The following is a 23,739-nucleotide window of genomic DNA, read 5'->3' on the forward strand; positions in this document are numbered from 1 at the left end:
GGCCCCTAAAGCTTCTCCGGCCGTCTTCTCGGCGCCCTGCCCGACGGGGAGTTGTCCACCGGCACGGCGGACCGACGGCGAGGTTTTCCACAGGGTGGGCCGACTGTCGGACCCAGGCGGTAGCGTCGGATCATGTCCAATCCGGCCGTGCTCGAAGGCGTTCTTGAGCGGATCACATACAGCAACGAGGAGAACGGCTACACGGTCGCCCGCGTTGACACCGGCCGTGGCGCCGATCTGCTGACCGTGGTCGGCTCGCTCCTCGGCGCGCAGCCGGGGGAGTCACTGCGCATGGAGGGCCGTTGGGCCTCGCACCCGCAGTACGGCAAGCAGTTCACGGTGGAGAATTACACGACGGTCCTGCCCGCGACCATCCAGGGCATCCGCCGCTATCTCGGCTCCGGTCTGATCAAGGGCATCGGTCCGCGTATCGCCGAGCGGATCGTCGAGCATTTCGGTGTCGACACACTGGAGATCATCGAGAAGGAGCCGAAGCGGCTCGTCGAGGTCCCCGGCCTCGGCCCCAAGCGGACGAAACTGATCGGCGCCGCCTGGGAGGAGCAGAAGGCGATCAAGGAAGTCATGATCTTCCTTCAAGGCGTCGGTGTGTCCACCTCGATCGCCGTCCGCATCTACAAGAAGTACGGCGACGCCTCGATCTCCGTCGTGAAGAACGAGCCCTACCGGCTGGCCGCCGATGTCTGGGGCATCGGCTTCCTCACCGCCGACCGCATCGCCCAGGCCGTCGGTATCCCGCACGACAGTCCGGACCGCGCCAAGGCCGGACTCCAGTACGCGCTGTCCCAGTCCACCGACCAGGGCCACTGCTTCCTGCCCGAGGAGCAGCTCATCTCGGACGCGGTGAAGCTCCTCCAGGTGGACACCGGTCTGGTCATCGACTGCCTGGCCGAGCTGGCCGCCGAGGACGAGGGCGTCGTCAGGGAGAAGGTGCCGGGCCCCGACGGGGGCGAGCCGGTCACCGCCGTCTATCTGGTGCCCTTCCACCGTGCCGAGCTGTCCCTCTCCGCCCAACTGCTGCGGCTGCTGCGCGCCGCGCAGGACCGGATGCCCGCCTTCCAGGACGTGGTCTGGGAGAAGGCCCTGCCCTGGCTCGCGGGCCGCACAGGCGCCGAGCTGGCACCCGAGCAGGAAGCCGCGGTGCGGCTCGCCCTCACCCGTAAAGTCGCCGTCCTGACCGGCGGTCCGGGCTGCGGGAAGTCCTTCACGGTCCGCTCGATCGTGGAGCTGGCGCGGGCCAAGAAGGCCAAGGTGGTCCTCGCGGCGCCCACCGGCCGCGCGGCCAAGCGCCTCGCCGAACTCACCGGGGCCGAGGCGTCCACCGTCCACCGGCTGCTGGAACTCAAACCCGGCGGGGACGCCGCGTACGACAGGGACCGCCCGCTCGACGCCGATCTGGTGGTGGTCGACGAGGCGTCCATGCTCGATCTGCTGCTCGCCAACAAGCTCGTCAAGGCGGTGGCCCCCGGTGCGCATCTGCTGCTCGTCGGTGATGTCGACCAGTTGCCGTCGGTCGGGGCGGGCGAGGTGCTGCGGGACCTGCTGGCCGAGGACGGGCCCGTGCCGCAGGTGCGGCTGACCCGGATCTTCCGGCAGGCCCAGCAGTCGGGGGTGGTCACCAACGCCCACCGCATCAACTCCGGGGTCCAGCCCATCACCCAGGGCCTCAGCGACTTCTTCCTGTTCGTGGAGGACGAGACGGAGGAGGCCGGGAAGCTCACGGTCGATGTCGCGGCCCGCCGGATCCCCGCCACCTTCGGGCTCGACCCGCGCCGCGACATCCAGGTGCTGGCCCCGATGCACCGCGGTCCGGCCGGCGCGGGCACCCTCAACGGCCTGCTCCAGCAGGCCATCACCCCCGCCCGGCCCGAGCTGCCGGAGAAGCGGCTCGGCGGCCGCGTCTTCCGCGTCGGAGACAAGGTCACCCAGATCCGTAACAACTACGACAAGGGGCGGAACGGGGTCTTCAACGGCATGGTCGGGGTCGTGACCGCGCTGAATCCGGACGACCAGTGCCTGACGGTGCGGACGGACGAGGACGAGGAAGTTCCGTACGACTTCGACGAGCTGGACGAGCTGACGCACGCCTACGCGGTGACGATCCACCGCTCGCAGGGCAGCGAGTACCCGGCCGTGGTCATCCCCGTGACCACCGGCGCCTGGATGATGCTCCAGCGGAATCTGCTGTACACGGCGGTCACCCGTGCCAAGAAGCTCGTTGTCCTGGTCGGCTCCCGCAAGGCGATAGGCCAGGCGGTCCGTACGGTCTCCGCGGGCCGGCGCTTCACCGCCCTGGACCACCGGCTGTCCGGCAGCCTCCGGGCCGGGAATTTCTAAGTCCCGGCCGACCGGGCGGGATCACTCGCAAACCATGCGGGACCGGGGCGACGCGGTGGGCGGTTTCGAGACGGATCGTCCTCCCCCAGGGGAGTGTCCGGCGGCGGGAATGCCACCCCGGACTTTCGGAACCGGGGCGAAGGGGGCAGGATGTGAAAGTTGGCGGCACTCAGTGCCGCGAATAGGCCCAATGGTCGACCCCGAGTGCACTCTCCTGAGCCAAATGGGGGATGGTAGAGACAGTCAGGGCACCTCGAAGAAGAGGCACTACGTCGGTGAGGGATGACGTGAGCGACAACTCTGTAGTACTGCGGTACGGCGATGGCGAGTACACCTACCCGGTGATCGACAGCACCGTCGGCGACAAGGGCTTCGACATCGGGAAGCTGCGGGCCCAGACCGGCCTGGTGACTTTGGACAGCGGCTACGGCAATACCGCCGCCTATAAATCCGGTATCACCTATCTCGACGGTGAGCAGGGCATTCTCCGCTACCGCGGTTACCCCATCGAGCAACTGGCCGAGAGCTCGACGTTCCTCGAGGTGGGCTACCTGCTCATCAACGGTGAACTTCCCAAGGTCGACGAGCTGTCGTCCTTCAAGAACGAGATCACCCAGCACACGCTGCTGCACGAGGACGTGAAGCGCTTCTTCGACGGCTTCCCGCGTGACGCGCATCCGATGGCCATGCTGTCCTCCGTGGTCAGCGCGCTGTCGACGTTCTACCAGGACAGCCACAACCCGTTCGACGAGAAGCAGCGCCATCTGTCGACGATCCGGCTGCTGGCCAAGCTGCCGACGATCGCGGCGTACGCGTACAAGAAGTCGATCGGGCACCCCTTCGTGTACCCGCGCAACGACCTCGGGTACGTCGAGAACTTCCTGCGCATGACCTTCTCGGTCCCCGCCCAGGAGTACGACCTGGACCCGGTGGTGGTCTCGGCCCTCGACAAGCTGCTGATCCTGCACGCGGACCACGAGCAGAACTGTTCGACCTCCACCGTGCGCCTGGTCGGTTCGTCGCAGGCGAACATGTTCGCCTCGATCTCCGCCGGCATCAGCGCCCTGTGGGGACCGCTGCACGGTGGCGCCAACCAGTCGGTGCTGGAGATGCTCGAAGGCATCCAGGCCAACGGCGGCGATGTCGACTCCTTCATCCGCAAGGTGAAGAACAAGGAGGACGGCGTCCGGCTGATGGGCTTCGGCCACCGCGTCTACAAGAGCTTCGACCCCCGGGCGAAGATCATCAAGGCGGCGGCGCACGATGTCCTCTCGGCGCTCGGCAAGTCCGACGAACTGCTGGACATCGCCCTGAAGCTGGAGGAGCACGCGCTCTCCGACGACTACTTCGTCTCGCGCAACCTCTACCCGAACGTGGACTTCTACACGGGTCTGATCTACCGGGCCATGGGTTTCCCGACCGAGATGTTCACCGTGCTCTTCGCGATCGGCCGGCTCCCCGGCTGGATCGCCCAGTGGCACGAGATGATCAAGGAGCCCGGCTCCCGTATCGGCCGCCCGCGCCAGATCTACACCGGCGAGGTCCTGCGCGACTTCGTCCCGGTCGAGAGCCGCTGAGCCCTCGGCGAAGGGTCCTCGCGGTCCCGCCGACGGCTCCGCGAGGACGACGGCCGCCCCCGCGCAACAGAAAGCGCCCCGCTTCCCGATCCCCCCACGGGTCGGTATAGCGGGGCGCTTCCCATATCCCCGGTGCGGATTCCCCCCACGGGATCCGGGCCGGGCGTCTGCGGTTGCCGGCAGAAGCCAGTTCACGCGGTCTGCCGGGGTACGTAGGAACCAGGGGGGCCGCTCAAAGCTCCCCAGTTGCACGTCCCCCGGCCAACGCTTGCCTGAGACATCCCCCAAGACATCTCATGAACGTCCCCCAAGACGTTCTCGGCATCGCCTCTTAGACTCGCGAGCTGCCCGGATGGTTACCCCTAAATCTATGTGATCTAGATCTCTTTGTGAAGGTCCTGTGCCTCATGTGAAGGAGCGGGGTCGCAAATTGTTGGTTACTACGAAAACGCATGACAACGTCTCCGTCGCGCCGCCCGATCGCGGGGCCGGGCGGGGCTGTTGTGTCGAGGGTGGCCGAAGTGGCGCAAGGGCCGCACCCGGCCGGGACGAAAGCCGGTCGCGTACGGCCCTTGCGGGTGCTCGTTCAGACCTGGCCGGTCAGCTCGTAGCCCGCCTCGTCGACCGCCGCGCGCACGGCGCTCTCGTCGAGCGGGGCCTCGGAGGTCACCGTCACCCGGCCGGTGGCGGCCTCCGCCTTCACCGACGTGACGCCCTGGAGCGCGGAGATCTCGCCGGAGACCGCGCCTTCGCAGTGGCCGCATGTCATGCCGGTGACCGCGTACACCGTGGTGACGGCGCCTGTCGCGGTCTCGGTGGCGCCGTCGTGGCAAGAGCCCGTCGGCGAGCAGCAGGAACCGGTGGCCTGGGCGGTCTCCGTCTCGATCTTCGTCTCTGCGGTCATGGCGTTCTCCTCCGGGGGGCGAGCGTGCGAAACGTGGTGCGCCAGAGGGCGACGGGAAAGCCGCGACGCCCTGACACTCACCACACTATACCCCTAGGGGGTATAAATGCGAGCCCTGGGTAGCAGTGCCTGGTTCGCGCGCGGGGTCAGGAGTCCGATCTCGCGCTCTCCTGGGGCGGCGGACACTGCGGGAGCGCGTCGCCGACAAGAGGGCACAAATAGCGGAACATGGCGCTCTTCAACTCCCCGATGTAGGCATCCCGCTCCTCGCCCTCGTGCGAAAGAATCAGGTCCATTCCGCCCTTGAACAGGACGAAGGCGAACTCCGCCGTCCTGGCGCGCTCCGCCCGGGGGGTGTCGGGGAGGTAGATGCTGAGGAGCTCCTCGACCCGGGTGAGCAGGGTGGAGTGCAGGAGGTCGTGCTCCTCCGTCACCTGTCCCGGGATTTCCGACCCGTGCATCAGGACCGCGAACGCCGGATTCTCGCAGTTGAACGTGATCAGGGGGTCGAGGATGGCGTCCAGCATCTCGGGGAGCGGCAAGTCCAGGTGGGTGAGCGTGAACGCCTGGCCGTACGTCGCGCGCCAGCGATTGAGCAGTACGTCGCCCAGCTCGACGGCGATGGCTTCCTTGTTCGGGAAGAACTGGTAGAGCGTGCCGGGGGAGACGCCGGCCTCGCGGGCGATGGAGTTGGTGCTCGCCGCCGTGTAGCCGCTCGCGCAGAAGACGCGGCCCGCGGCTTCGAGTAGCTGGGCGATACGGCGCTCGCCGCGGGCCTGGCGGCGGCGCGGCTTCCCCGTGGCGTCGCCGGGGCCGCCCTTGACCGCGCCGTCCTGGCTGTCTTGCTCCACGGCTCCGCCTCTCCTCGCTTCAGGTGCGTGAATCCCCAGGATCCCTCGATCGGATGACGACAGTTGACAAACGCGAGTCGTCGCTCGCATTCTTGATTAATGCGAGCGATCACTCGTGTTTGTCATTCTATGGCAGTCGCCGACCCATGCGCTGGGTCACGGTGAAGGGGACACCGCACTATGTCCGAAGTCAACGGGGGGTCGCGAATCGGCGGCTGGACCCGGTTCGTCACGGCACGCCCACGGCTTTCGCTCCTGGTCGCCCTGGTGATCACGGCGCTGGCGGTCGTCGCGGGGAGCGGCGTGGGCGACCGGATGGGCAGCGGTGGCTGGGAAGACCCGGCCGCCTCGTCCACGTACGCCACACAGGCGCTGGAGCGTGAATTCCCGGCCTCCCAGCCGAATCTCCTGCTGCTCGTCGACACGGGAGACAAGGGGGTGGACGATCCCGCCGTCGCCGCGGAGGCCGAGCGGCTCACCGAGCGCCTTGCCGCCGAGGAAGGCGTCGTGGGCGTCGGGTCGTACTGGCAGACGCGAGCACCCGCGCTGCGCGCCGAGGACGGGGGTGAGGCGCTGATCGCGGCCAGGATCGTGGGCAAGGAGAAAGAGGCCGGCGAGACCCTGGAGCGGATAGCGCCCGAATTCCGGGGCACACAGGGGCCGTTGGAGGTCTCGATCGGCGGGCCGGTCGCCGTGCGGCACGAGATGCAGGTCATCATCCAGGAGGACCTGCTGCGCGCCGAGTTGATCGCTCTGCCGGTGACGCTGGTCCTGCTCGTGATGGTCTTCGGCAGCGCGATCGCCGCCCTGCTGCCCCTGGGTGTCGGCATCGTCGCCATCCTCGGTACGAATGCCGTGCTGCGAGGGATCACCGAGATCACCGATGTCTCGGTCTTCGCGCAGAACCTCACCACGGCTCTGGGCCTCGGACTGGCCGTGGACTACGCCCTGTTCATCGTGCGCAGATTCCGCGAGGAGCTGGCCGAGGGTGCCGAGGTGCGCGACGCGGTGGGCACCACGCTGCGCACCGCCGGGCGGACGGTGCTGTTCTCCGCGCTGACGGTGGCGGTGTCGCTCGCGGCCATGATGGTCTTCCCCCAGTACTTCCTGCGCTCGTTCGCCTACGCGGGGATAGCGGTGGTGCTGCTCGCCGCCGCTGCCGCGCTGATCCTGCTGCCGGCCGCGCTGATGCTGCTCGGTCACCGGGTCAACTCCCTCGATCTGCGACGGCTGTTCCGCAGGGGGCGGAAGGAGCCGGTGCGCGGCGACGGGACCGGGACCGGATCCCGGCCGGGAGCAGCGGCCGGATCCACCGGCGGCTGGGGGCGCACGGCGGCGCTGGTGATGCGCAGGGCTCCGCTCTTCGCCGTCGCGACGGCCACGGCCCTGGTGCTGCTCGGACTGCCCTTCCTGGGCGTCAAGTTCGGCACGGCGGACGATCGGCAACTGCCGTCGAGTGCCGAGGCCCGAGTGGTCCAGGAAGACATCAGGGGTGGCTTCCCCGGCAGCCCCGGCGGTGGGCTCGAAGTGCTGGGGGAAGGCGGGGCGACCTCCGCCGAGTACGCGGACTACCGCGAGCGGGTGGCGGCTCTGCCAGGTGTGGAGCGGATCGACGGTCCGGTCGTCTCCGGCGACCACGCGTACTTCACCGTGCTGCCGCGCGGCGAGGCGGTGGGGCAGGAGGCCCAGCGGCTCGTGCGTGAACTGCGGGCCGCGCCCGCCGCCTTCGACACCTCGGTCACCGGCACGGCAGCCGTGCTGGTCGACTCGAAGGACGCCATCGCCGACCGGCTTCCACTGGCCGCGGGAATCATCGTCGTGGTGACGCTGCTGCTGGTCTTCCTGCTCACCGGCAGCGTCCTCATCCCGATCCAGGCGGTGGCGCTCAACGCCCTCAGCCTGACGGCGATGTTCGGAGCGGTCGTCTGGGTCTTCCAGGACGGCAATCTCTCCGGACTCCTCGGTTTCACCTCAACAGGTGACATAGAGACGACCCTTCCGGTGCTGATGTTCTGCGTCGCCTTCGGACTCTCCATGGATTACGGAGTCTTCCTGATATCCCGGATCAAGGAGGAGTACGACCGCGGCGGTGACCACGAGCGGTCCGTCGTCTACGGGCTCCAGCGCACAGGAGGGCTGATCACGGCGGCGGCGGTGATCCTCGCGGTGGTGATGGTCGCCATCGGCACCTCGCGGGTGACCAACACCAAGATGCTCGGTCTCGGGATCGCGCTCGCGGTGGTCATGGACGCGATGGTGGTGCGCAGTCTGCTGGTCCCGGCGGTGATGAAGCTGACGGGGAAGGCCACATGGTGGGCACCGGGGCCGCTGCGCCGCTTCCACGAGCGGTTCGGGGTCAGCGAGGGCGAGTCCCGGCCGCCGGCCGAGACGCAGGGCGCGGACGGGGCCGGGGCCGGGGCGGGTGAGCGGGACAAGGTCGGGTTCCGAGCCTGACCCGTGCGAAGGGCGGGACTTCGACCTCACGCCCGAGGGCCCCGTACATCCACCGGTGGTGTGGAGTACGGGGCCCTCGCGAACCGGTCCGGAGCGGACCCGGCGCGGAGTCAGATCCCGCGCCTCACTCTCTGCGGCCTCTGTTTCCCGGGCGCTTGGCCACCCAGGCGCGGACGGTGTCCGCGTACCAGTAGGGCTTGCCGTTCTCCACGTGGTCCGGCGGCGGAAGAAGACCGTGCTTGCGGTACGAACGGACGGTGTCCGGCTGTACCCGGATGTGTGCGGCGATCTCCTTGTAGGACCAGAGACTTCTGTCCGTCATGCGTGGCACCTCCCTGCGTCCGCCGCAGCGGCGGCCGGGGGGCCGTCGGAAGAGCTGCGACTGAAACGCTGGTGATCACTGAGCCTGTGCCCGTTGAACGACGCAGAGTGATGGTGAGGGAGGGGCTGTCGCGCCCCTGTGACGGAAAACCCGCGTAATGGAGACAAGTGTGACGCCAGGCGGATCTCTGTGACAGAAACCGCGCATGGGAGAAACGGGGATCGATGGTCCAACTGTTCGACAGGGGACGGGGGTTACGCGCCGCACGAGCGCAGGAACCGGCGCGTCCGCTCGGCGATCGGATAGGGCTTGTCGGGCGGGCAGGGATACATGTCCTGTTCGACGATGGCGAAGAGATCGACATCCAGTCTCTGAGCCGCCGTCAACACCGGCCCCAGCGCGGGCACTCCGGCCGGCGGCTCGCACATCACACCGCGTGCGACGGCCGGCCCGAACGGCACCTCGTCGGCGACGACGTCCGCGAGGATGTCCGGATCCACCTGCTTGAGGTGCAGATAGCCGATCCGCTCCCCGTAGGTCTCGATCAGTTTGACGCTGTCGCCGCCGCAGTACGCGTAGTGCCCGGTGTCCAGACACAGTGACACCAGCGAGGGATCGGTGGCGTCGAGGAAACGGCTGACGTTCTCCTCGGTGTCGATGTGGGTGTCCGCGTGCGGGTGGACGACGATGTTCAGCCCGAAGCGGTCCCGCACCTCGCGGCCCAGCCGCTCGGTCTGAGTCGTCAGCTCGCGCCACTGCGCCGCGGTGAGTGTCCGGTCCTCCAGCACCTGCCCGGTCTTGTCGTCACGCCAGAACGACGGGATGACGACGAGATGGTCCGCGCCCATCCGCCTGGTGAGCGCGGCGATGTCGGCGACATGCGCCCAGGTCCGGTCCCACACGGCGGGCCCATGGTGAAGTCCGGTGAACACGGTGCCGGCCGAGACCTTCAGGCCGCGCGCGGCGGTCTCGTCGGCGAGACGCGCCGGATCGGTCGGCAGGTAGCCGTACGGACCGAGTTCGATCCACTCGTAGCCGGCTCGGGCCACTTCGTCGAGGAAACGCTGCCAGGGAACCTGCTGCGGATCGTCGGGAAACCACACGCCCCAGGAATCGGGTGCCGACCCGACCCTGATGCGGTCCAGCGGGGGTACGGAGGAGGTCATACCGGTCAGCCTCGCGGCCGTCCGAGAAGAGTGTCAAGCGTTCGTCCGAATGTAAGGACAAAACGTTGACAGGGGTCGGGAGTGAGCACTACACCTGGGAACGGCTGTCGAAACGAGGGGACACGCATGCCTGAGCCGTACGACGTGATCACCATGGGGCGGATCGGCGTGGACCTCTATCCGCTGCGTACGGGAGTCCCGTTGGCGCAGGTCGACACCTTCGGGAAGTTCCTCGGCGGCTCGGCGACGAACGTGGCGGTGGCCGCCGCGCGGCTCGGCCGCCGTACGGCCGTCATCACCCGCACCGGACGTGACGCGTTCGGGGACTATCTCCACCACGCGCTGCGGGAGTTCGAGGTCGACGACCGGTGGGTGACACCGGTCGACCGGTGGCCCACACCGGTGACGTTCTGCGAGATCTTCCCCCCGGACGACTTCCCGCTGTACTTCTACCGGCAGCCCAAGGCCCCCGATCTCGAGATCCATCCGCATGAGCTGGACCTGGACGCCATCAGGGCCGCGCGGATCTTCTGGATGACCGGCACCGGCCTGTGCGAGGAGCCCAGCCGGGCCTCGACACTGACCGCCCTGCGCACGCGCAGCGAGGCGCGGGCACACAGCCCCGAGGAACGGCACTCCGGGCGGCGGCCCGGCACGGGCATCACGGTCTTCGACCTCGACTGGCGCCCGATGTTCTGGAAGGCACCGCAGACGGCCCCGACCGGCGGCTCCGCCCCCGAGGGAGCCGACGGATCCGACGGATCCGACGGATCCGACGATCCGCGGGCGCTCATGGCGGTGGCCCGGCCCCTGTACGCGCGAGCCCTGAGCCACGCCACGGTCGCCGTGGGAAACCTGGACGAGTGCGAAGTCGCCGTCGGGGAGCGCGAACCGTACGCCGCCGCCCGCGCCCTCCTCGCCGCCGGACCCGAACTGGCCGTCGTCAAACAGGGCCCCAAGGGCGTCCTCGCCGTCCACCGCGACGGCACCACCGCCGAGGTGCCGCCCGTACCCGTCGAGGTCGTCAACGGCCTCGGCGCCGGGGACGCCTTCGGCGGCGCGCTGTGCCACGGACTGCTGGCCGGCTGGGACCTGGAGCGCGTCATGCGGTACGCCAACGCCGCGGGCGCCATCGTCGCCGCCCGGCTCGCCTGCTCCTCCGCCATGCCCTACGCCCGCGAAGTCGTCCAGGTCCTCGGCGGAGGCCCCGTCCCGACACCGGGAACGCTGCCACCGGAGGCCGCACTGTGACCCGAGTCGACGCGTCGGAACTCGTACGCATCCGCACGCACCACCCCGAGGCGGTCGCCGAGGCGGCCGGCCGCCGCAGCCGCCGTCCCCTGCTGCGCCCCGGCGGACGGCTGATGATCGTCGCGGCCGACCATCCGGCCCGCGGCGCCCTCGCCGTCGGGAACAGCCGGCTCGCCATGGCCAACCGCGTCGATCTGCTGGAGCGCCTGTGTCTCGCGCTGTCGCGGCCCGGCGTGGACGGCGTTCTCGCCACCGCCGACATACTCGACGACCTGCTGCTCCTCGGCGCCCTGGAGGACCGCGTCGTCATCGGCTCGATGAACCGCGGCGGCCTCGCGGGCGCCGCCTTCGAACTCGACGACCGCTTCACCGGCCACCGCGCCGAGGACATCGCCCGCCTGGGCTTCGACGCGGGCAAGCTGCTCCTGCGGATCGACTACGAGGACGCGCGCTCACCCGACACCCTCCTGTCGGCCGCCCGCGCCGTCGACGCCATGGCGCAGCGCCGGCTGCCCGTCTTCGTCGAGCCGTTCATCTGCCGCCGCAGGGACGGACGGCTCAGCAACGACCTCTCGGCCGAGGCGGTGACCCGCTCCATCGCCATCGCCTCCGGCCTCGGCGGCACATCCGCGTACACCTGGCTGAAGCTGCCGGTCACCGCGGATCCGGACGACATGGCCCGGGTGATGGAGACGTCCACCCTGCCCGCCGTGCTGCTCGGCGGCGAGATCGGCGACGACCAGCAGGGCGCGTACGAGAAGTGGCGCAAGGCGCTGCGGCTGCCCACCGTGCAGGGCCTGGTCGTGGGGCGCTCGCTGCTCTACCCGGTGGACGGCGACGTCGCGGCGGCCGTCGACACCGCCGTGGGCCTGTTGTAGGGCGGCAGCCGCCGGACCGCCGTAGCGCCAGGGGGTTGTAGGGGACACGGGGAGAGTAGGCAGACGTGCGGAGGGATACGGAACGACCATGACGACGGACACCGACACCGACACCGACGCGGGCTTCGACGGTGAATTCCTGGAGCGGCACGTGCGCGCGGGCAGCGCGGCGAGCGGGCCGTACGCGCTCGACATCGAGCCGCGGCGGGCAGGCTGGCTGCACAGCTCGCTGCGCGTCCTGGATCTGCCGCCCGGCGGCACACACACGCTGGACAGCGGGGACAGCGAATGGATCGTGCTTCCCCTCAGCGGCGGTTGTACGGTGCACACGCAGGGCGAGATCTTTGAACTGCTGGGCAGAGAAAGCGTGTTCAGCTCCGTCACGGACTTCGCGTACGTTCCGCGTGACGCCCACGCCCAGATCGCCTCCGGTGCGGGAGGCCGCTTCGCCCTGGCAGGAGCGAAGTGCGAGCGACGACTCCCCGCTCGCTACGGCTCCGCACCGGAGGTTCCGGTCGAACTGCGGGGCAGCGGCACCTGCTCCCGCCAGGTCAACAACTTCGCCGCCGCCGACACCTTCGACTGCGACCGGCTGATCGCCGTCGAAGTCCTCACACCCGGCGGCAACTGGTCCTCGTACCCGCCGCACAAACACGACGAGAACCACCCCGGCGCCGAGTCCGAGCTGGAGGAGATCTACTACTTCGAGATCGAGGACGGCGGCCTCGGCTACCACCGCGTCTCGCCCTCCAGGCCCGGCGGCACCGACGTCCTCGCCGAGGTCCGCACCGGCGACACCGTCCTGATCCCCGACGGCTGGCACGGCCCGTCCATCGCCGCTCCCGGCCGCACCATGTACTACCTGAACGTGATGGCCGGACCGGGCGCGACCAGACAGTGGCTGATCCGCGACCATCCCGACCACGGCTGGATCCGCGACACCTGGCCCGGCCAGGTGGTCGACCCCCGACTGCCGATGTACGAAGCCCCTCAGCCTCGGCTGTCACCGGGCCCGCCGAGCCAACCTCCTTATGAGGACGAGGACAAGGAGACCCCCCGATGAGTACGCGCCGTCTCACCGTGGCTCAGGCGCTGATCGCCTTCCTGTCCCGCCAGTACACCGAACGCGACGGCAACCGCCGCCGCCTGATCGACGCCACCTGGGGCATCTTCGGCCACGGGAACGTGGCGGGCATCGGCCAGGCGCTCGTCCAGGCAGGCCCGCAGATGCCGTACTTCCAAGGACGCAGCGAACAGGCCATGGTGCACGCCGCCGTCGGCTACGCCCGGCAGAGCAACCGCCTCTCCGCCCACGCCGTGACCACCTCTATCGGCCCCGGCGCCACCAACCTCGTCACCGGCGCGGCCCTCGCCACCATCAACCGGCTGCCCGTGCTGCTGCTGCCCGGCGACATCTTCGCGACGCACCCCGCCGACCCCGTCCTCCAGCAGCTCGAAGTGCCCCACGCGGGCGACATCTCCGTCAACGACGCTTTGCGCCCCGTGTCGAAGTACTTCGACCGCGTCTCACGGCCCGAGGCGCTCGTGCCGGCCGCGCTCGCCGCCATGCGGGTCCTCACCGACCCCGCCGAGACGGGCGCGGTGACCCTCGCCCTGCCGCAGGACGTCCAGGCGGAGGCGTACGACTGGCCCGAGGAGTTCTTCGCCGAGCGCGTCTGGCGGGTCCGCAGGCAGGGCCCCGATCCGTACGAACTCTCCGACGCCGCCCAGGCCGTCCGCGCGGCCCGCCGTCCGCTCCTCGTCGCGGGCGGCGGCGTCCACCACAGCGCGGCCGAGGACGCGCTGGCCGCCTTCGCGACCGCGACCGGCATCCCCGTCGCCTCCACCCAGGCCGGCAAGGGCTCCCTGCGGCACGACCACCCGGCGGACGTCGGCGGCATCGGCCACACCGGCACCGGCACCGCCGACGAACTGGCCCGCACCGCCGACCTGGTGATCGGCGTCGGCACCCGCTGGTCCGACTTCTCCACGGCATCGGCGACTCTCTTCTCGCACCCGTCCGTCCGCTTCCTCAACATCAACGTCACCGGCTTCGACGCGCACAAGCTCGCCGCCGCACCCCTGGTCGCCGACGCCCGCACCGCCCTGGAAGGACTCACCGCGGCGCTCACCGGCCACCGCGTCGACGCCGCCTACGCCACCGAGTACGCCGACGACAAGGAGCGCTGGGAGCACCGCGTCGACGCCGCGTTCGACACCTCCGAAGACCTTCTGCGGCCCACCCAGCCGCAGGTCCTCGGCCTGCTCGACGCGCTCGTCACCGACGAGGACATCGTCATCAACGCGGCCGGATCGCTCCCGGGCGACCTCCACAAGCTGTGGCGGTCCCGCTCCCGCGACCAGTACCACGTGGAGTACGGCTACTCGTGCATGGGTTACGAGATCCCGGCCGCCATCGGTGTGATGCTGGCCGACCCGGGCCGCCCCGTCTGGGCGCTCGTCGGCGACGGCACCTATCTGATGAACCCCACCGAGATCGTCACCGCCGTCCAGGAGCGCCTCCCACTGAAGCTGGTGATCCTCCAGAACCACGGCTACGCGTCGATCGGCGGGCTCTCCGAGTCCGTCGGCGCGGAACGGTTCGGTACGGCGTACCGCTTCCGCGAGGCCGACACGGTCGGCTCGCCGACGTACACCGGAGATCCGCTCCCCGTCGACCTCGCCGCCAACGCGGCCTCGCTGGGGATGCGCGTCATCCGCACCAAAACCATCCGTGACCTGCGCGAAGCCCTCGCCGTCGCGCGTGAGTCCGACGTCCCCACATGTGTCTACGCGGAGACCGAAACGGCAGACACTGTGTCGGGCGCGCCTCCCGCACAGGCGTGGTGGGATGTTCCCGTGGCCGAGACGGCGACGCGCGCGTCCGCGGTCACGGCACGCGAGGAGTACGACCGGAAGGCCGCTACCCGCCGCCGCCACCTCTGACAGAGCACCCCCGGGCGCCGCCCGCGCCGATGGACCAGATGGACCCGAAGGAGACGTAATGAAGACCGTCAACCACTGGATCGGTGGCAAGACCGTCGAGGGCGCGTCGGGCAACTGGGGCCAGGTCACCGACCCCGCGACCGGCGCGGTCACCACACAGGTGGCGCTCGCCTCGGCGCAGGAGGTGGACGCGGCCGTCGCGGTGGCGAAGGCCGCGTACGGCACCTGGGGCACGTCCTCCCTGTCCACACGCACCGGCATCCTGTTCAGCTACCGCGCGCTGCTGGACGCGCACCGGGACGAGATCGCCGCGCTGATCACCGCCGAGCACGGCAAGGTCCATTCCGACGCCCTCGGCGAGGTCGCGCGCGGGCTGGAGATCGTCGAGCTGGCCTGCGGGATCACCACCCAGCTCAAGGGCGAGCTGTCGACGCAGGTCTCCAACCGGGTCGACGTCTCCTCCATCAGGCAGTCGCTGGGCGTCGTCGCCGGCATCACGCCGTTCAACTTCCCCGCGATGGTGCCGATGTGGATGTTCCCGCTGGCCATCGCCTGCGGCAACACCTTCGTACTGAAGCCGAGCGAGAAGGACCCCTCGGCGGCGAATCTGCTCGCCGAGCTGGCGTCCGAGGCGGGGCTGCCGGACGGGGTGCTCAACGTCGTCCACGGCGACAAGGTGGCCGTGGACTCCCTCCTGGCCCACCCGGACGTCGCGGCCGTCTCCTTCGTCGGCTCCACGCCCATCGCCCGGTACATCCACGCGACGGCGTCGGCCAACGGCAAGCGCGTCCAGGCCCTCGGCGGCGCCAAGAACCACATGCTGGTCCTCCCGGACGCGGACCTGGACGCGGCGGCCGACGCGGCCGTCTCGGCGGCGTACGGCTCCGCGGGTGAACGCTGCATGGCGATCTCGGCGGTCGTCGCGGTCGGCGCGATCGGCGACGAACTCGTACAGAAGATCCGCGAACGGGCCGAGAAGATCAAGATCGGCCCCGGCAACGACCCGGCCTCCGAGATGGGCCCGCTCATCACGGCGGCCCACCGCGACAAGGTCGCGTCGTACGTGACGGGCGCCGCCGCGCAGGGCGCCGAAGTCGTCCTCGACGGAACCGGCCTGCGCGTCGACGGCTACGAGGACGGCCACTGGATCGGCCTGTCGCTCCTCGACCACGTCTCCACCGACTCCGACGCCTACCGCGACGAGATCTTCGGCCCGGTGCTGTGTGTGCTGCGCACGCAGACGTACGACGAGGGCGTCGCCCTCATGAACGCCTCGCCCTTCGGCAACGGCACGGCGATCTTCACCCGCGACGGCGGCGCGGCCCGCCGCTTCCAACTGGAGATCGAGGCGGGCATGGTCGGCGTGAACGTGCCGATCCCGGTGCCGGTGGGCTACCACTCCTTCGGAGGGTGGAAGGACTCACTCTTCGGCGACCACCACATCTACGGCAACGACGGCGTGCACTTCTACACGCGCGGCAAGGTCGTCACGACCCGCTGGCCGGACCCGGCGGACGCCCCCTCGGGCGTGGACCTGGGCTTCCCCCGCAACCACTGAGGCACGAACACCGCCTCCACCCCAGACCGCGGCGGCCCGCACGGTACCCCTATTCCGCGCGGGCCGCCGCAGCGTTGCGACGCCTTCTCAAAGAGGCGGGCGGTCAGGGGACGAGGTGGCCCGCGGCGCGGAACAGTTCGTACCACTCGGCCCGGGTGAGCGGAAGGTCGGAGCCCTGGGCGGCGCCCGCGACGCGCTCGGGGCTGGTGGTGCCGAGCACGACCTGCATCCGAGCGGGGTGGCGGGTGATCCAGGCAGTCGCGATCGCGATGGCGGGGACGTCGTACCGGCCGGCGAGGCGGTCGATAACGGCGTTCAGCTCGGGGTAGTCCGGCGAGCCGAGGAAGACACCCGTGAAGAAGCCGGCCTGGAAGGGGGACCACGCCTGGACGGTGATGTCGTTCAGCCGGCAGTAGTCGACGATCCCTCCGCCGTCGAGGGTGACCGACTGCTGCTCCGCGAGCATGTTGGCGGCGACGCCCTGAGCGATGATCGGCGCGTGTGTGAGGGAGAGTTGAAGCTGGTTGGCCACGATGGGCTGGCGCACGTACTTGCGCAGCAGGTCGATCTGGCGTGGCGTCTGGTTCGACACACCGAAGGCGCGCACCTTGCCCGAGGACTCGAGTTCATCGAAGGCGCGGGCGACCTCCTCGGGCTCGACCAGCGCGTCGGGGCGGTGCAGCAGCAGGATGTCGATGCGGTCGGTCCGCAGGGCCGCGAGTGAGCCCTCGACCGATTTGACGATGTGCTCGTAAGAGAAGTCGTAGTACGGCCCGTCCGTCACGATCCCGGCCTTGGTCTGGATCGTGATCTCGTCGCGCTGCGACGGGCTCAGCGCCATCGCCTCGGCGAAGCGGCGTTCGCAGTTGTGCAGCTCGCCGCCGTAGACATCGGCGTGGTCGACGAAGTCGATGCCCGCATCACGCGCGGTGCGGACGAGTTCGCGGACTTCGTCGTCCGTCTTGTCGGCGATACGCATCAGGCCGAGCACGACGTTCGGGGCGAGGATGTCGGTGCCGGGCATGGTGAAGGTCTTCACGACGGCTTTCCTTTCGGATGTTCAGGCCTGCACAGTACAAACGGGCCACTGCGCACTTTAGGGGGCGGAGAGTCCTTCGGCGGCGGGCGTCGGGTCGCGGACGCCCGCGGGGTGGACCGTACCGGGGATCGGGATCACGGCGGCGAAGTCTTCCACCTCGCAGACCCGGGCGTACTCGTCCAGGACGGCGAGCTGACCTCAGCACAAGGGCTGTTGCCGGTGGAGGCGGCCTGTACGGCGGAGACGGACGGTGAGTCGCTTCGGCCTCCGAGCCCGTGAGCCGGGCCCGTCCGCGGGGGCGGTGTATGAGCCCCGTGGCCGTCGTCGGGAAGCAGGCGCGCCGAGTGCGTCGAGTTCTCGCCATGGTCTGGGCGCAAGACGGGAGGAGCGGCAGTATGGAGGGCATGACGGACATGGTGAATTCAGCCCAGGCCGAGGCGTGGAACGGCTACGAGGGCAGGCACTGGGCGGAACACCAGGATCGGTACGACCATCTGAACGACGCGGCCAACGCCCCGCTGCTCGAAGCGGCGGGCATAAAGGACGGTGACCGGGTCCTCGACATCGGGTGTGGGAACGGACGGGTCGCGCGGCTCGCGGCGCGCCGTGGGGCTCGGGCGGTCGGGATCGATCTGTCGGCCCCGATGCTGGCGCGGGCCAGGGCGTCCGCGGTGGCGGAGGAGGTCGAGGACGTCACGTTCGTGCAGGGCGACGCGCAGGTGTACGACTTCGAGGAGGCGTCGTTCGACATCGCCGTCAGCCGCCTCGGGGTGATGTTCTTCGCCGATCCCGCCGCCGCGTTCCGCAACATCGCGGGGGCGTTACGGCCCGGTGGGCGGCTCGCCTTCGTCTGCCCACAGTCGTTCAGCCTCATGGATCAGGCGGTGATCTTCGCCGCGATCGGCACCCAGGTCACGCTGCCCGCGCTCAACGAGGACAGCAAGCACCAGCCCGCCTCCTTCGCGGATCCCGCGCACACCGAGCGGGTGCTGAGCGAGGCCGGCTTCAAAAGCATCGGGCTGCGCGCCCTCGCGCTGACCCAGCACTGGGGCAAGGACGCCTCCGACGCCTCCGCCTTTCTGATGGGGTGGGGACCCCTGCAACACTGGCTGACCCTGGCGGACGCCGACGAGCGGACCCGTGCGCGGGCGCACGACGCCGCCACGGAAGCGTTCCACGCCTTCGAGACCCGGCAGGGCGTACGGCTGACCAGCCGCCAGTGGCTCGTCACCGCCGAGCGCCCCTAGGACTTCGGGAACTCCCAGGCCAGCATGGCGAAGCGGCCCTCGTCACGCGCCCCGGCCGCGCGGTACGTCGCCAGGGCCGGCTCGTTGTCGGTGTCCACGCCCACCCACATGTCGTAGCAGCCGCGCTCACGGGCGATCTCCGCGAGCGCTTCGGTCAGCGCCCGCCCGATGCCCCGCCGGCGGTACGGCTCGGCCACGGACAGCTCGTACAGACACATCTCCACGCCCTTGTCCGGATGCAGCATCTCGATGCCGGAGACGAATCCGGCCGGGGTGCCTTCGACGGAGGCGATCAGCATCAGATGCCCCGGAGCGGCGAGGAAGCGCTCCGCCCACTCCGGACGGGCCGGGCTGTCGTACAGATGCTGGGCGGCGACGAGTTCGCCGACCGTCGTCGCTCGGCGGATCTCCATGCCGTTCATGTCGCTCGTCACTCCTCGGGCGTCGGGCGTCGGGCGTCGGCGTCGGGCCTCGTGTCGTGTCGTGTCGGGGCGCCGTACCACGGCTGGTGTACGGCGACGCTACCCCGTACTCCTCAAGGAGGCTCATGAGTTCCGACCGGTGTCAGCGCGGGCGGCACGAGGGGCCGTTTAGGGTTCAAGCATGGAGATCCCAACCCCCCGACGGCCACGGCTGCGCAGACGATGGCTCGCGGGCGTGGCCGCGGCCGCCGTGCTCGTCGGCGCCGGCACCTGGAACGCCGTCGCTTCGGACAGCACGCCCACCGTGCACCGCGACGACCAGATGATGGACATGCCCGGCGCCCGGATCGACACCTCGTACTTCACCGCGGGTGCCAGCGGCGACGACAGCCCCAGGCCCGCGGTCCTGCTCGGCCACGGATTCGGCGGCAGCAAGAACGACGTACGGGAGCAGGCCGAGAAGCTGGCGCGCGACGGATACGCCGTGCTGACGTGGTCGGCACGGGGGTTCGGGGAGTCCACCGGCAAGATCGGACTCAACGACCCGGCCTACGAGGTCAAGGACGTCTCCCGGATGATCGACTGGCTCGCCGCGCGCCCCGAGGTCGAACTCGACGCCGACGGCGACCCACGCGTCGGTATGAGCGGCGCCTCCTACGGAGGAGCGATCTCCTTGCTCGGCGCGGGCTACGACCCGCGCGTCGACGCGATCGCGCCCGTGATCACCTACTGGAATCTCGCCGACTCGTTCTTCCCGGACGGCGTCTTCAAGAAGCTCTGGGCCGGGATCTTCTTCTCCACCAGCGGTGGCTGCGACACCTTCGAGAAGCAGCTCTGCGAGATGTACGACCGGGTCGCCGTCGCCGGGAAGCCCGACGCGGCGGCCGGTGAACTCCTCGCGGAGCGCAGCCCGTCCGCGATCGGCGACCGCATCAAGGTGCCCTCGCTGATCATCCAGGGCCAGACCGACTCCCTCTTCCCGCTCGGCCAGTCCGACGCCATGGCCAAGACGATCAAGGACAACGGCGCGCCCGTCGCCGTCGACTGGATGGCCGGCGGCCACGACGGCGGGAACGCCGAGACCGGCCGTATCGAGAGCCGTATCAACTCGTGGTTCGACCACTACCTCAAGCAGGACAAGGGCGCCGACACCGGGCCCGCGTTCCGCGTCAGCCGGACCGGAGGCGTCGACTCCACCGACGGGCAGGCGCTGTTGCGGGGCGCGAGCAGTGACAGCTACCCGGGTCTGCGGAGCGGGATAGCGAACATCCCGCTCACCGGGCGGGAGCAGTCGTTCGACAATCCCGCCGGCGCCAGCCCGCCCGCGATCTCCACCGTGCCGGGCCTCGGCAGCGGACTGTCCCAGTTGTCGTCGTTCGGTATGGGTCTGGCCCTCGACTTCCCCGGACAGTTCGCACGCTTCGACTCCCGGCCGCTCGACACAGCGCTCCAGGTGACCGGCTCACCGACCGTCCGTGTCACCGTCAAGGCCGACACCGACGACGCCGTGCTCTTCGCCAAGGTCTACGACGTGGGCCCTGACGGCGGCCAGCAGGTGCTGCCCTCACAACTCGTCGCCCCCGTACGGGTCGAGGGAGTCGACGCGGGTGCCGGCAAGACCGTCGACGTGACGCTGCCGGCCATCGATCACAAGGTGGAGGCCGGGCACCGGCTGCGCGTCGTCTTCGCCGCGACCGATCTCGCCTACGCCTCACCCGCCACCCCCGCCACCTACACCGTCACCCTGGACGGCGATCTGTCCGTACCCACGGCGCCCGCCCTCAGCACCGCCGCGCCCACCCTCGCCTGGTGGGTCTGGGGCCTGCCCCTGGCGGGCGTACTGATTGCCGCCGCGCTGCTGCTCACCGCGCGCCGCCGGGTCAGCGCGCCGGCGCCCGACCCGCAACTCGCCGACGTGCCCCTCCAGATCACGGATCTGTCGAAGCGCTACGCCAAATCCGCCGACCGCTACGCCGTACGGGATCTGTCCTTCCGTGTCGAGAAGGGGCAGGTGCTCGGGCTTCTCGGCCCGAACGGCGCGGGCAAGACCACGACCCTGCGCATGCTGATGGGCCTCATCACCCCCGACGCCGGAGACATCCGGGTCTTCGGGCACTCCATCCGGCCGGGCGCACCGGTGCTGTCCCATGTCGGATCCTTCGTCGAGGGCGCGGGCTTCCTGCCGCACCTGTCCGGGCGCGACAATCTGGAGCTGTACTGGCGGGCCACCGGCCGCCCCGCCGAGGACTCGCACATCGAAGAGGCCCTGGAGATCGCCGGGCTCGGCGACGCGCTCGCCCGCGCCGTGCGCACCTACTCGCAGGGCATGCGCCAGCGCCTCGCGATCGCGCAGGCCATGCTCGGGCTGCCGGACCTGCTCATCCTGGACGAGCCGACCAACGGTCTCGACCCGCCGCAGATCCGCGAGATGCGTGACGTGATGATCCGTTATGCGGCCGACGGCCGGACCGTCATCGTCTCCAGCCACCTCCTCTCCGAGGTCGAACAGACCTGTACGCATCTGGTGGTCATGGACCGCGGCCGGCTCGTCCAGGCCGGTCCGGTCACCGAGATCACCGGCTCCGGCGACACCGTGCTCGTCACCACGGCCGGACAGGTGCCCGAACCGGTCGTGGACAAGATCGCCGCGATGCCCGGGATCGGATCCGCCATCCGTACGGACGAGGGGCTGCTCGTACGGCTCGACGGGGCCGGCACCAACACCCTGGTGACCGAGCTGATCCGGATGGACGTGGTGCTGACCGGCGTCGGACCGCACCGCCGCCTGGAGGACGCCTTCCTCACCCTCATCTCAGGAGCCTCCGCATGAGCGCGCTGACCGAATCGGCTCCGGGCTACCGGGCGGGCCGCACCCTCCCGTTCCGCGTGGAGCTTGTACGACAGCTCAAGCGCAGGCGGACGATGGCGATGGGCGGGATCCTGGCCGTCCTGCCCTTCGTACTGATCGTGGCCTTCGCCATCGGCGGGACGCCGGGAGCCGACGAGAACGGCGGCGGGGGCGGCAGCCGGCTGAACCTGATGGACACCGCGACCTCGTCCGGGGCCAACTTCGCCGCCACCTGCCTCTTCGTCTCGGCGGGCTTCCTGCTGGTCGTCCCCGTCGCGCTGTTCTGCGGGGACACCGTGGCCTCCGAGGCGAGCTGGTCCTCCCTGCGCTATCTGCTCGCCGCGCCCGTGCCGCGCGCCCGTCTGCTGTGGAGCAAGCTGTCGGTGGCGCTCTCGATGAGCCTGGCGGCGATGGTGCTGCTGCCGGTCGTCGCGCTGGTCGCGGGCACGGCCGCCTACGGCTGGGGGCCGCTGGAGCTGCCCACCGGAGGGTCGCTGGGCACGGCCGAGACCGTGCCGCGGCTGGCGATCGTGGTCGGCTTCATCTTCGTCTCCCAACTGGTCACGGCGGGCCTCGCCTTCTGGCTCTCCACGAAGACCGACGCCCCGCTCGGCGCGGTCGGCGGCGCGGTCGGACTGACGATCATCGGCAATGTCCTGGACCAGGTGACGGCGCTGGGGACGTGGCGGGAATTCCTGCCGGCGCACTGGCAGTTCGCCTGGGCGGACGCCGTCCAGCCCCAGTTGGAGTGGAGCGGCATGCTGAAAGGCTCGGCGATCTCGGTCACGTACGCCCTGGTGCTGTTCGCGCTCGCCTTCAGGAACTTCTCCCGCAAGGACATCGTGAGCTGAGCGGTCCTCGTGAGCCGATCGGTCGTTCTGCGCCGATCGGTCGTCGGGGCGAGCCGGTGCCCCGACGCCGTGAGCCGGCCCGCGCGCCGCGTTCATACCCAGCCCCGACGAGCCGCTTCCGCCCCCGCGCGGAAGCGGCTCGTCGTGCCGAGGGCGGTCAGCAGCTCACCGACCCGTCTGCTGTAGGTGCGGGGCGACATGCCGAGCCGGGCCGCCGCCGCCTCGTCGGTGAGGCCGAACAGCATGGCGTCGAGCACGGGCCGTAATTGAGGGGGAAGGGCGCCGGACCCAGGACCGGTCCCGAAGTCGGCCCCGGGAACGGGCTCCGCGACGGCCGGTGCCGGGCCCGTCGACGGGTCCCACTGCGGACCCACCGGGAGATCCGGCTTCACCGGAAGGTCCTCGCCCTGGTCCCACCAGTGCTGATGGATACGGACCAGGGCCCCGACGACGACAGGGTCCTTGATCAACAGCACCCCGTTGAAGTGGAGATCGAAGTCAAGGGGGAGCGCGGCCGTCGTACGGTCCACGAGCACCATCTTGAACGGGATCGACTCCGTCTGCCGCGCTCCCCGGGCGAGCACCCGCAGCGCGTACGGCAGCCCCACCAGGCCCTGGCGCGGCACGATCCGGCGGACCGTGAGCGCGTGGGCGGGCAGGGGAGCGGTCCCGGCGTCGGAACGCACACCGGCTCCCGTGTCATCGGGTGTGCCGTCCCCCGCGCCGGGGCGCGCCTCCGGATCCGCCCGTTCGGCGGCAGCCCGTACGCACGCGGTGGCGAACTCCAGGAACGGCGGCGGCAGGCCCTTCCCCAGGGAACGGCCCGGATCGTCGAACGTCAGCAGCTCATGACGCGCGGAACGCACGAGCGCGGCCAGCGCGGCGGCCACCTGGTGGGCGCCGAGGACCGGCCGGCCGGCCGGTCGCAGAGTCTCCACCGCCTCCCCCCGCAGTGCGCTTCTCGGTAGGGCCGACCTGTTGAGTACAGAGCCCGGAACATGTGCCACGGCTGACCACCCCCGCCATCCCCTCGGAGCCGTACGCCACTCCATGTACTCACGAGACTGCAC

The 23,739-nt window shown here is 70.0% G+C and carries 18 protein-coding genes; 11 read left to right on the top strand and 7 right to left on the bottom strand.

Features of this window, described 5'->3' with window-relative positions; genetic code table 11:
- Positions 1–132 precede the first annotated feature (132 nt).
- Both OG329_RS28390 and OG329_RS28395 read left to right on the top strand, forming a co-directional pair.
- Positions 133–2,355, top strand: coding sequence for an ATP-dependent RecD-like DNA helicase (locus tag OG329_RS28390; RefSeq protein WP_405799183.1), 2,223 nt, complete (start codon positions 133–135; stop codon positions 2,353–2,355).
- A gap of 287 nt (positions 2,356–2,642) precedes the next feature.
- On the top strand, positions 2,643–3,932 hold the full coding sequence (locus OG329_RS28395) for a citrate synthase (RefSeq protein ID WP_405799185.1): 1,290 nt from the start codon (positions 2,643–2,645) through the stop codon (positions 3,930–3,932).
- Between the two features lie 586 nt (positions 3,933–4,518).
- Here OG329_RS28395 and OG329_RS28400 read toward each other — a convergent pair.
- The gene (locus tag OG329_RS28400; protein WP_405799186.1) at positions 4,519–4,836 is read right to left on the bottom strand and encodes a heavy-metal-associated domain-containing protein; all 318 of its coding nucleotides are present in this window, start codon (positions 4,834–4,836) and stop codon (positions 4,519–4,521) included.
- Between the two features lie 146 nt (positions 4,837–4,982).
- Positions 4,983–5,687, bottom strand: a complete 705-nt coding sequence (locus OG329_RS28405) for a TetR/AcrR family transcriptional regulator (protein ID WP_405799188.1) — start codon at positions 5,685–5,687, stop codon at positions 4,983–4,985.
- Between the two features lie 180 nt (positions 5,688–5,867).
- Here OG329_RS28405 and OG329_RS28410 point away from each other — a divergent pair, with 180 nt between their 5' ends.
- Positions 5,868–8,141 (top strand): MMPL family transporter, encoded by a 2,274-nt coding sequence (locus OG329_RS28410; protein ID WP_405799189.1) that lies wholly within the window; start codon positions 5,868–5,870, stop codon positions 8,139–8,141.
- A gap of 124 nt (positions 8,142–8,265) precedes the next feature.
- Here OG329_RS28410 and OG329_RS28415 read toward each other — a convergent pair whose 3' ends face one another.
- Both OG329_RS28415 and OG329_RS28420 read right to left on the bottom strand, forming a co-directional pair.
- A complete protein-coding gene (locus OG329_RS28415) occupies positions 8,266–8,463 on the bottom strand; it encodes an AlpA family transcriptional regulator (RefSeq protein WP_023541603.1) in 198 nt (65 codons plus the stop codon).
- Between the two features lie 254 nt (positions 8,464–8,717).
- Positions 8,718–9,629: a sugar phosphate isomerase/epimerase family protein gene (locus OG329_RS28420; protein WP_405799191.1), complete on the bottom strand. Its 912-nt coding sequence runs from the start codon at positions 9,627–9,629 to the stop codon at positions 8,718–8,720.
- A 126-nt stretch (positions 9,630–9,755) separates the two neighbouring features.
- On the opposite strand from OG329_RS28420, the gene iolC reads away from it, so the two are divergent.
- From iolC to OG329_RS28445, 5 genes are all read left to right on the top strand, one after another.
- Positions 9,756–10,880: a 5-dehydro-2-deoxygluconokinase gene (iolC, locus tag OG329_RS28425; protein WP_405799193.1), complete on the top strand. Its 1,125-nt coding sequence runs from the start codon at positions 9,756–9,758 to the stop codon at positions 10,878–10,880.
- Positions 10,877–11,758 (top strand): deoxyribose-phosphate aldolase, encoded by an 882-nt coding sequence (locus tag OG329_RS28430; RefSeq protein WP_405799194.1) that lies wholly within the window; start codon positions 10,877–10,879, stop codon positions 11,756–11,758. The genes iolC and OG329_RS28430 overlap by 4 nt, the downstream gene beginning before the upstream one ends.
- 88 nt (positions 11,759–11,846) lie before the next feature.
- Positions 11,847–12,821: a 5-deoxy-glucuronate isomerase gene (iolB, locus tag OG329_RS28435; RefSeq protein ID WP_405799195.1), complete on the top strand. Its 975-nt coding sequence runs from the start codon at positions 11,847–11,849 to the stop codon at positions 12,819–12,821.
- Positions 12,818–14,704: a 3D-(3,5/4)-trihydroxycyclohexane-1,2-dione acylhydrolase (decyclizing) gene (gene iolD / locus OG329_RS28440; protein WP_405799197.1), complete on the top strand. Its 1,887-nt coding sequence runs from the start codon at positions 12,818–12,820 to the stop codon at positions 14,702–14,704. The genes iolB and iolD overlap by 4 nt, the downstream gene beginning before the upstream one ends.
- Positions 14,705–14,762: 58 nt before the next feature.
- The gene (locus OG329_RS28445) at positions 14,763–16,262 is read left to right on the top strand and encodes a CoA-acylating methylmalonate-semialdehyde dehydrogenase (protein WP_405799199.1); all 1,500 of its coding nucleotides are present in this window, start codon (positions 14,763–14,765) and stop codon (positions 16,260–16,262) included.
- 103 nt (positions 16,263–16,365) lie between these two features.
- On the opposite strand, the gene OG329_RS28450 is transcribed toward OG329_RS28445, so the two are convergent.
- Entirely contained in the window at positions 16,366–17,301 is a 936-nt protein-coding gene (locus OG329_RS28450; protein WP_405799200.1) for an aldo/keto reductase family oxidoreductase, read from the bottom strand.
- A gap of 395 nt (positions 17,302–17,696) precedes the next feature.
- Between OG329_RS28450 and OG329_RS28455 the strand changes: the two genes are divergently transcribed.
- Complete coding sequence (locus tag OG329_RS28455) at positions 17,697–18,548, top strand: class I SAM-dependent methyltransferase (protein ID WP_405799202.1); 852 nt, start codon at positions 17,697–17,699, stop codon at positions 18,546–18,548.
- Here the strand turns inward: OG329_RS28455 and OG329_RS28460 are convergent.
- On the bottom strand, positions 18,545–18,961 hold the full coding sequence (locus OG329_RS28460; RefSeq protein WP_405802072.1) for a GNAT family N-acetyltransferase: 417 nt from the start codon (positions 18,959–18,961) through the stop codon (positions 18,545–18,547). The two genes, OG329_RS28455 and OG329_RS28460, sit on opposite strands and share 4 nt — an antisense overlap.
- 190 nt (positions 18,962–19,151) lie before the next feature.
- On the opposite strand from OG329_RS28460, the gene OG329_RS28465 reads away from it, so the two are divergent.
- Together OG329_RS28465 and OG329_RS28470 are read left to right on the top strand one after the other, a co-directional pair.
- Positions 19,152–21,800 carry an alpha/beta fold hydrolase gene (locus OG329_RS28465; RefSeq protein ID WP_405799204.1) on the top strand — a complete coding sequence of 883 codons (2,649 nt, stop codon included), beginning with the start codon at positions 19,152–19,154 and terminating at the stop codon, positions 21,798–21,800.
- Positions 21,797–22,669: an ABC transporter permease gene (locus tag OG329_RS28470; RefSeq protein ID WP_405799206.1), complete on the top strand. Its 873-nt coding sequence runs from the start codon at positions 21,797–21,799 to the stop codon at positions 22,667–22,669. Before OG329_RS28465 ends, OG329_RS28470 begins: the two co-directional genes overlap by 4 nt.
- 92 nt (positions 22,670–22,761) lie before the next feature.
- On the opposite strand, the gene OG329_RS28475 is transcribed toward OG329_RS28470, so the two are convergent.
- Complete coding sequence (locus tag OG329_RS28475) at positions 22,762–23,607, bottom strand: DNA-binding response regulator (RefSeq protein ID WP_405799208.1); 846 nt, start codon at positions 23,605–23,607, stop codon at positions 22,762–22,764.
- Positions 23,608–23,739: the final 132 nt, after the last annotated feature.

This window comes from Streptomyces sp. NBC_01506 (assembly GCF_045040295.1).
Lineage (GTDB): Bacteria > Actinomycetota > Actinomycetes > Streptomycetales > Streptomycetaceae > Streptomyces.

What these genes read in the sequence shown, in the direction of transcription:
- OG329_RS28390 (WP_405799183.1), top strand. Translation starts at nt 133, where the DNA reads ATGTCCAATCCGGCCGTGCTCGAAGGCGTTCTTGAGCGGATCACATAC.
- OG329_RS28400 (WP_405799186.1), bottom strand. Translation starts at nt 4,836, where the DNA reads ATGACCGCAGAGACGAAGATCGAGACGGAGACCGCCCAGGCCACCGGT.
- OG329_RS28410 (WP_405799189.1), top strand. Translation starts at nt 5,868, where the DNA reads ATGTCCGAAGTCAACGGGGGGTCGCGAATCGGCGGCTGGACCCGGTTC.
- OG329_RS28415 (WP_023541603.1), bottom strand. Translation starts at nt 8,463, where the DNA reads ATGACGGACAGAAGTCTCTGGTCCTACAAGGAGATCGCCGCACACATC.
- OG329_RS28420 (WP_405799191.1), bottom strand. Translation starts at nt 9,629, where the DNA reads ATGACCTCCTCCGTACCCCCGCTGGACCGCATCAGGGTCGGGTCGGCA.
- iolC (WP_405799193.1), top strand. Translation starts at nt 9,756, where the DNA reads ATGCCTGAGCCGTACGACGTGATCACCATGGGGCGGATCGGCGTGGAC.
- iolB (WP_405799195.1), top strand. Translation starts at nt 11,847, where the DNA reads ATGACGACGGACACCGACACCGACACCGACGCGGGCTTCGACGGTGAA.
- iolD (WP_405799197.1), top strand. Translation starts at nt 12,818, where the DNA reads ATGAGTACGCGCCGTCTCACCGTGGCTCAGGCGCTGATCGCCTTCCTG.
- OG329_RS28445 (WP_405799199.1), top strand. Translation starts at nt 14,763, where the DNA reads ATGAAGACCGTCAACCACTGGATCGGTGGCAAGACCGTCGAGGGCGCG.
- OG329_RS28455 (WP_405799202.1), top strand. Translation starts at nt 17,697, where the DNA reads ATGGAGGGCATGACGGACATGGTGAATTCAGCCCAGGCCGAGGCGTGG.
- OG329_RS28460 (WP_405802072.1), bottom strand. Translation starts at nt 18,961, where the DNA reads ATGGAGATCCGCCGAGCGACGACGGTCGGCGAACTCGTCGCCGCCCAG.
- OG329_RS28465 (WP_405799204.1), top strand. Translation starts at nt 19,152, where the DNA reads ATGGAGATCCCAACCCCCCGACGGCCACGGCTGCGCAGACGATGGCTC.
- OG329_RS28470 (WP_405799206.1), top strand. Translation starts at nt 21,797, where the DNA reads ATGAGCGCGCTGACCGAATCGGCTCCGGGCTACCGGGCGGGCCGCACC.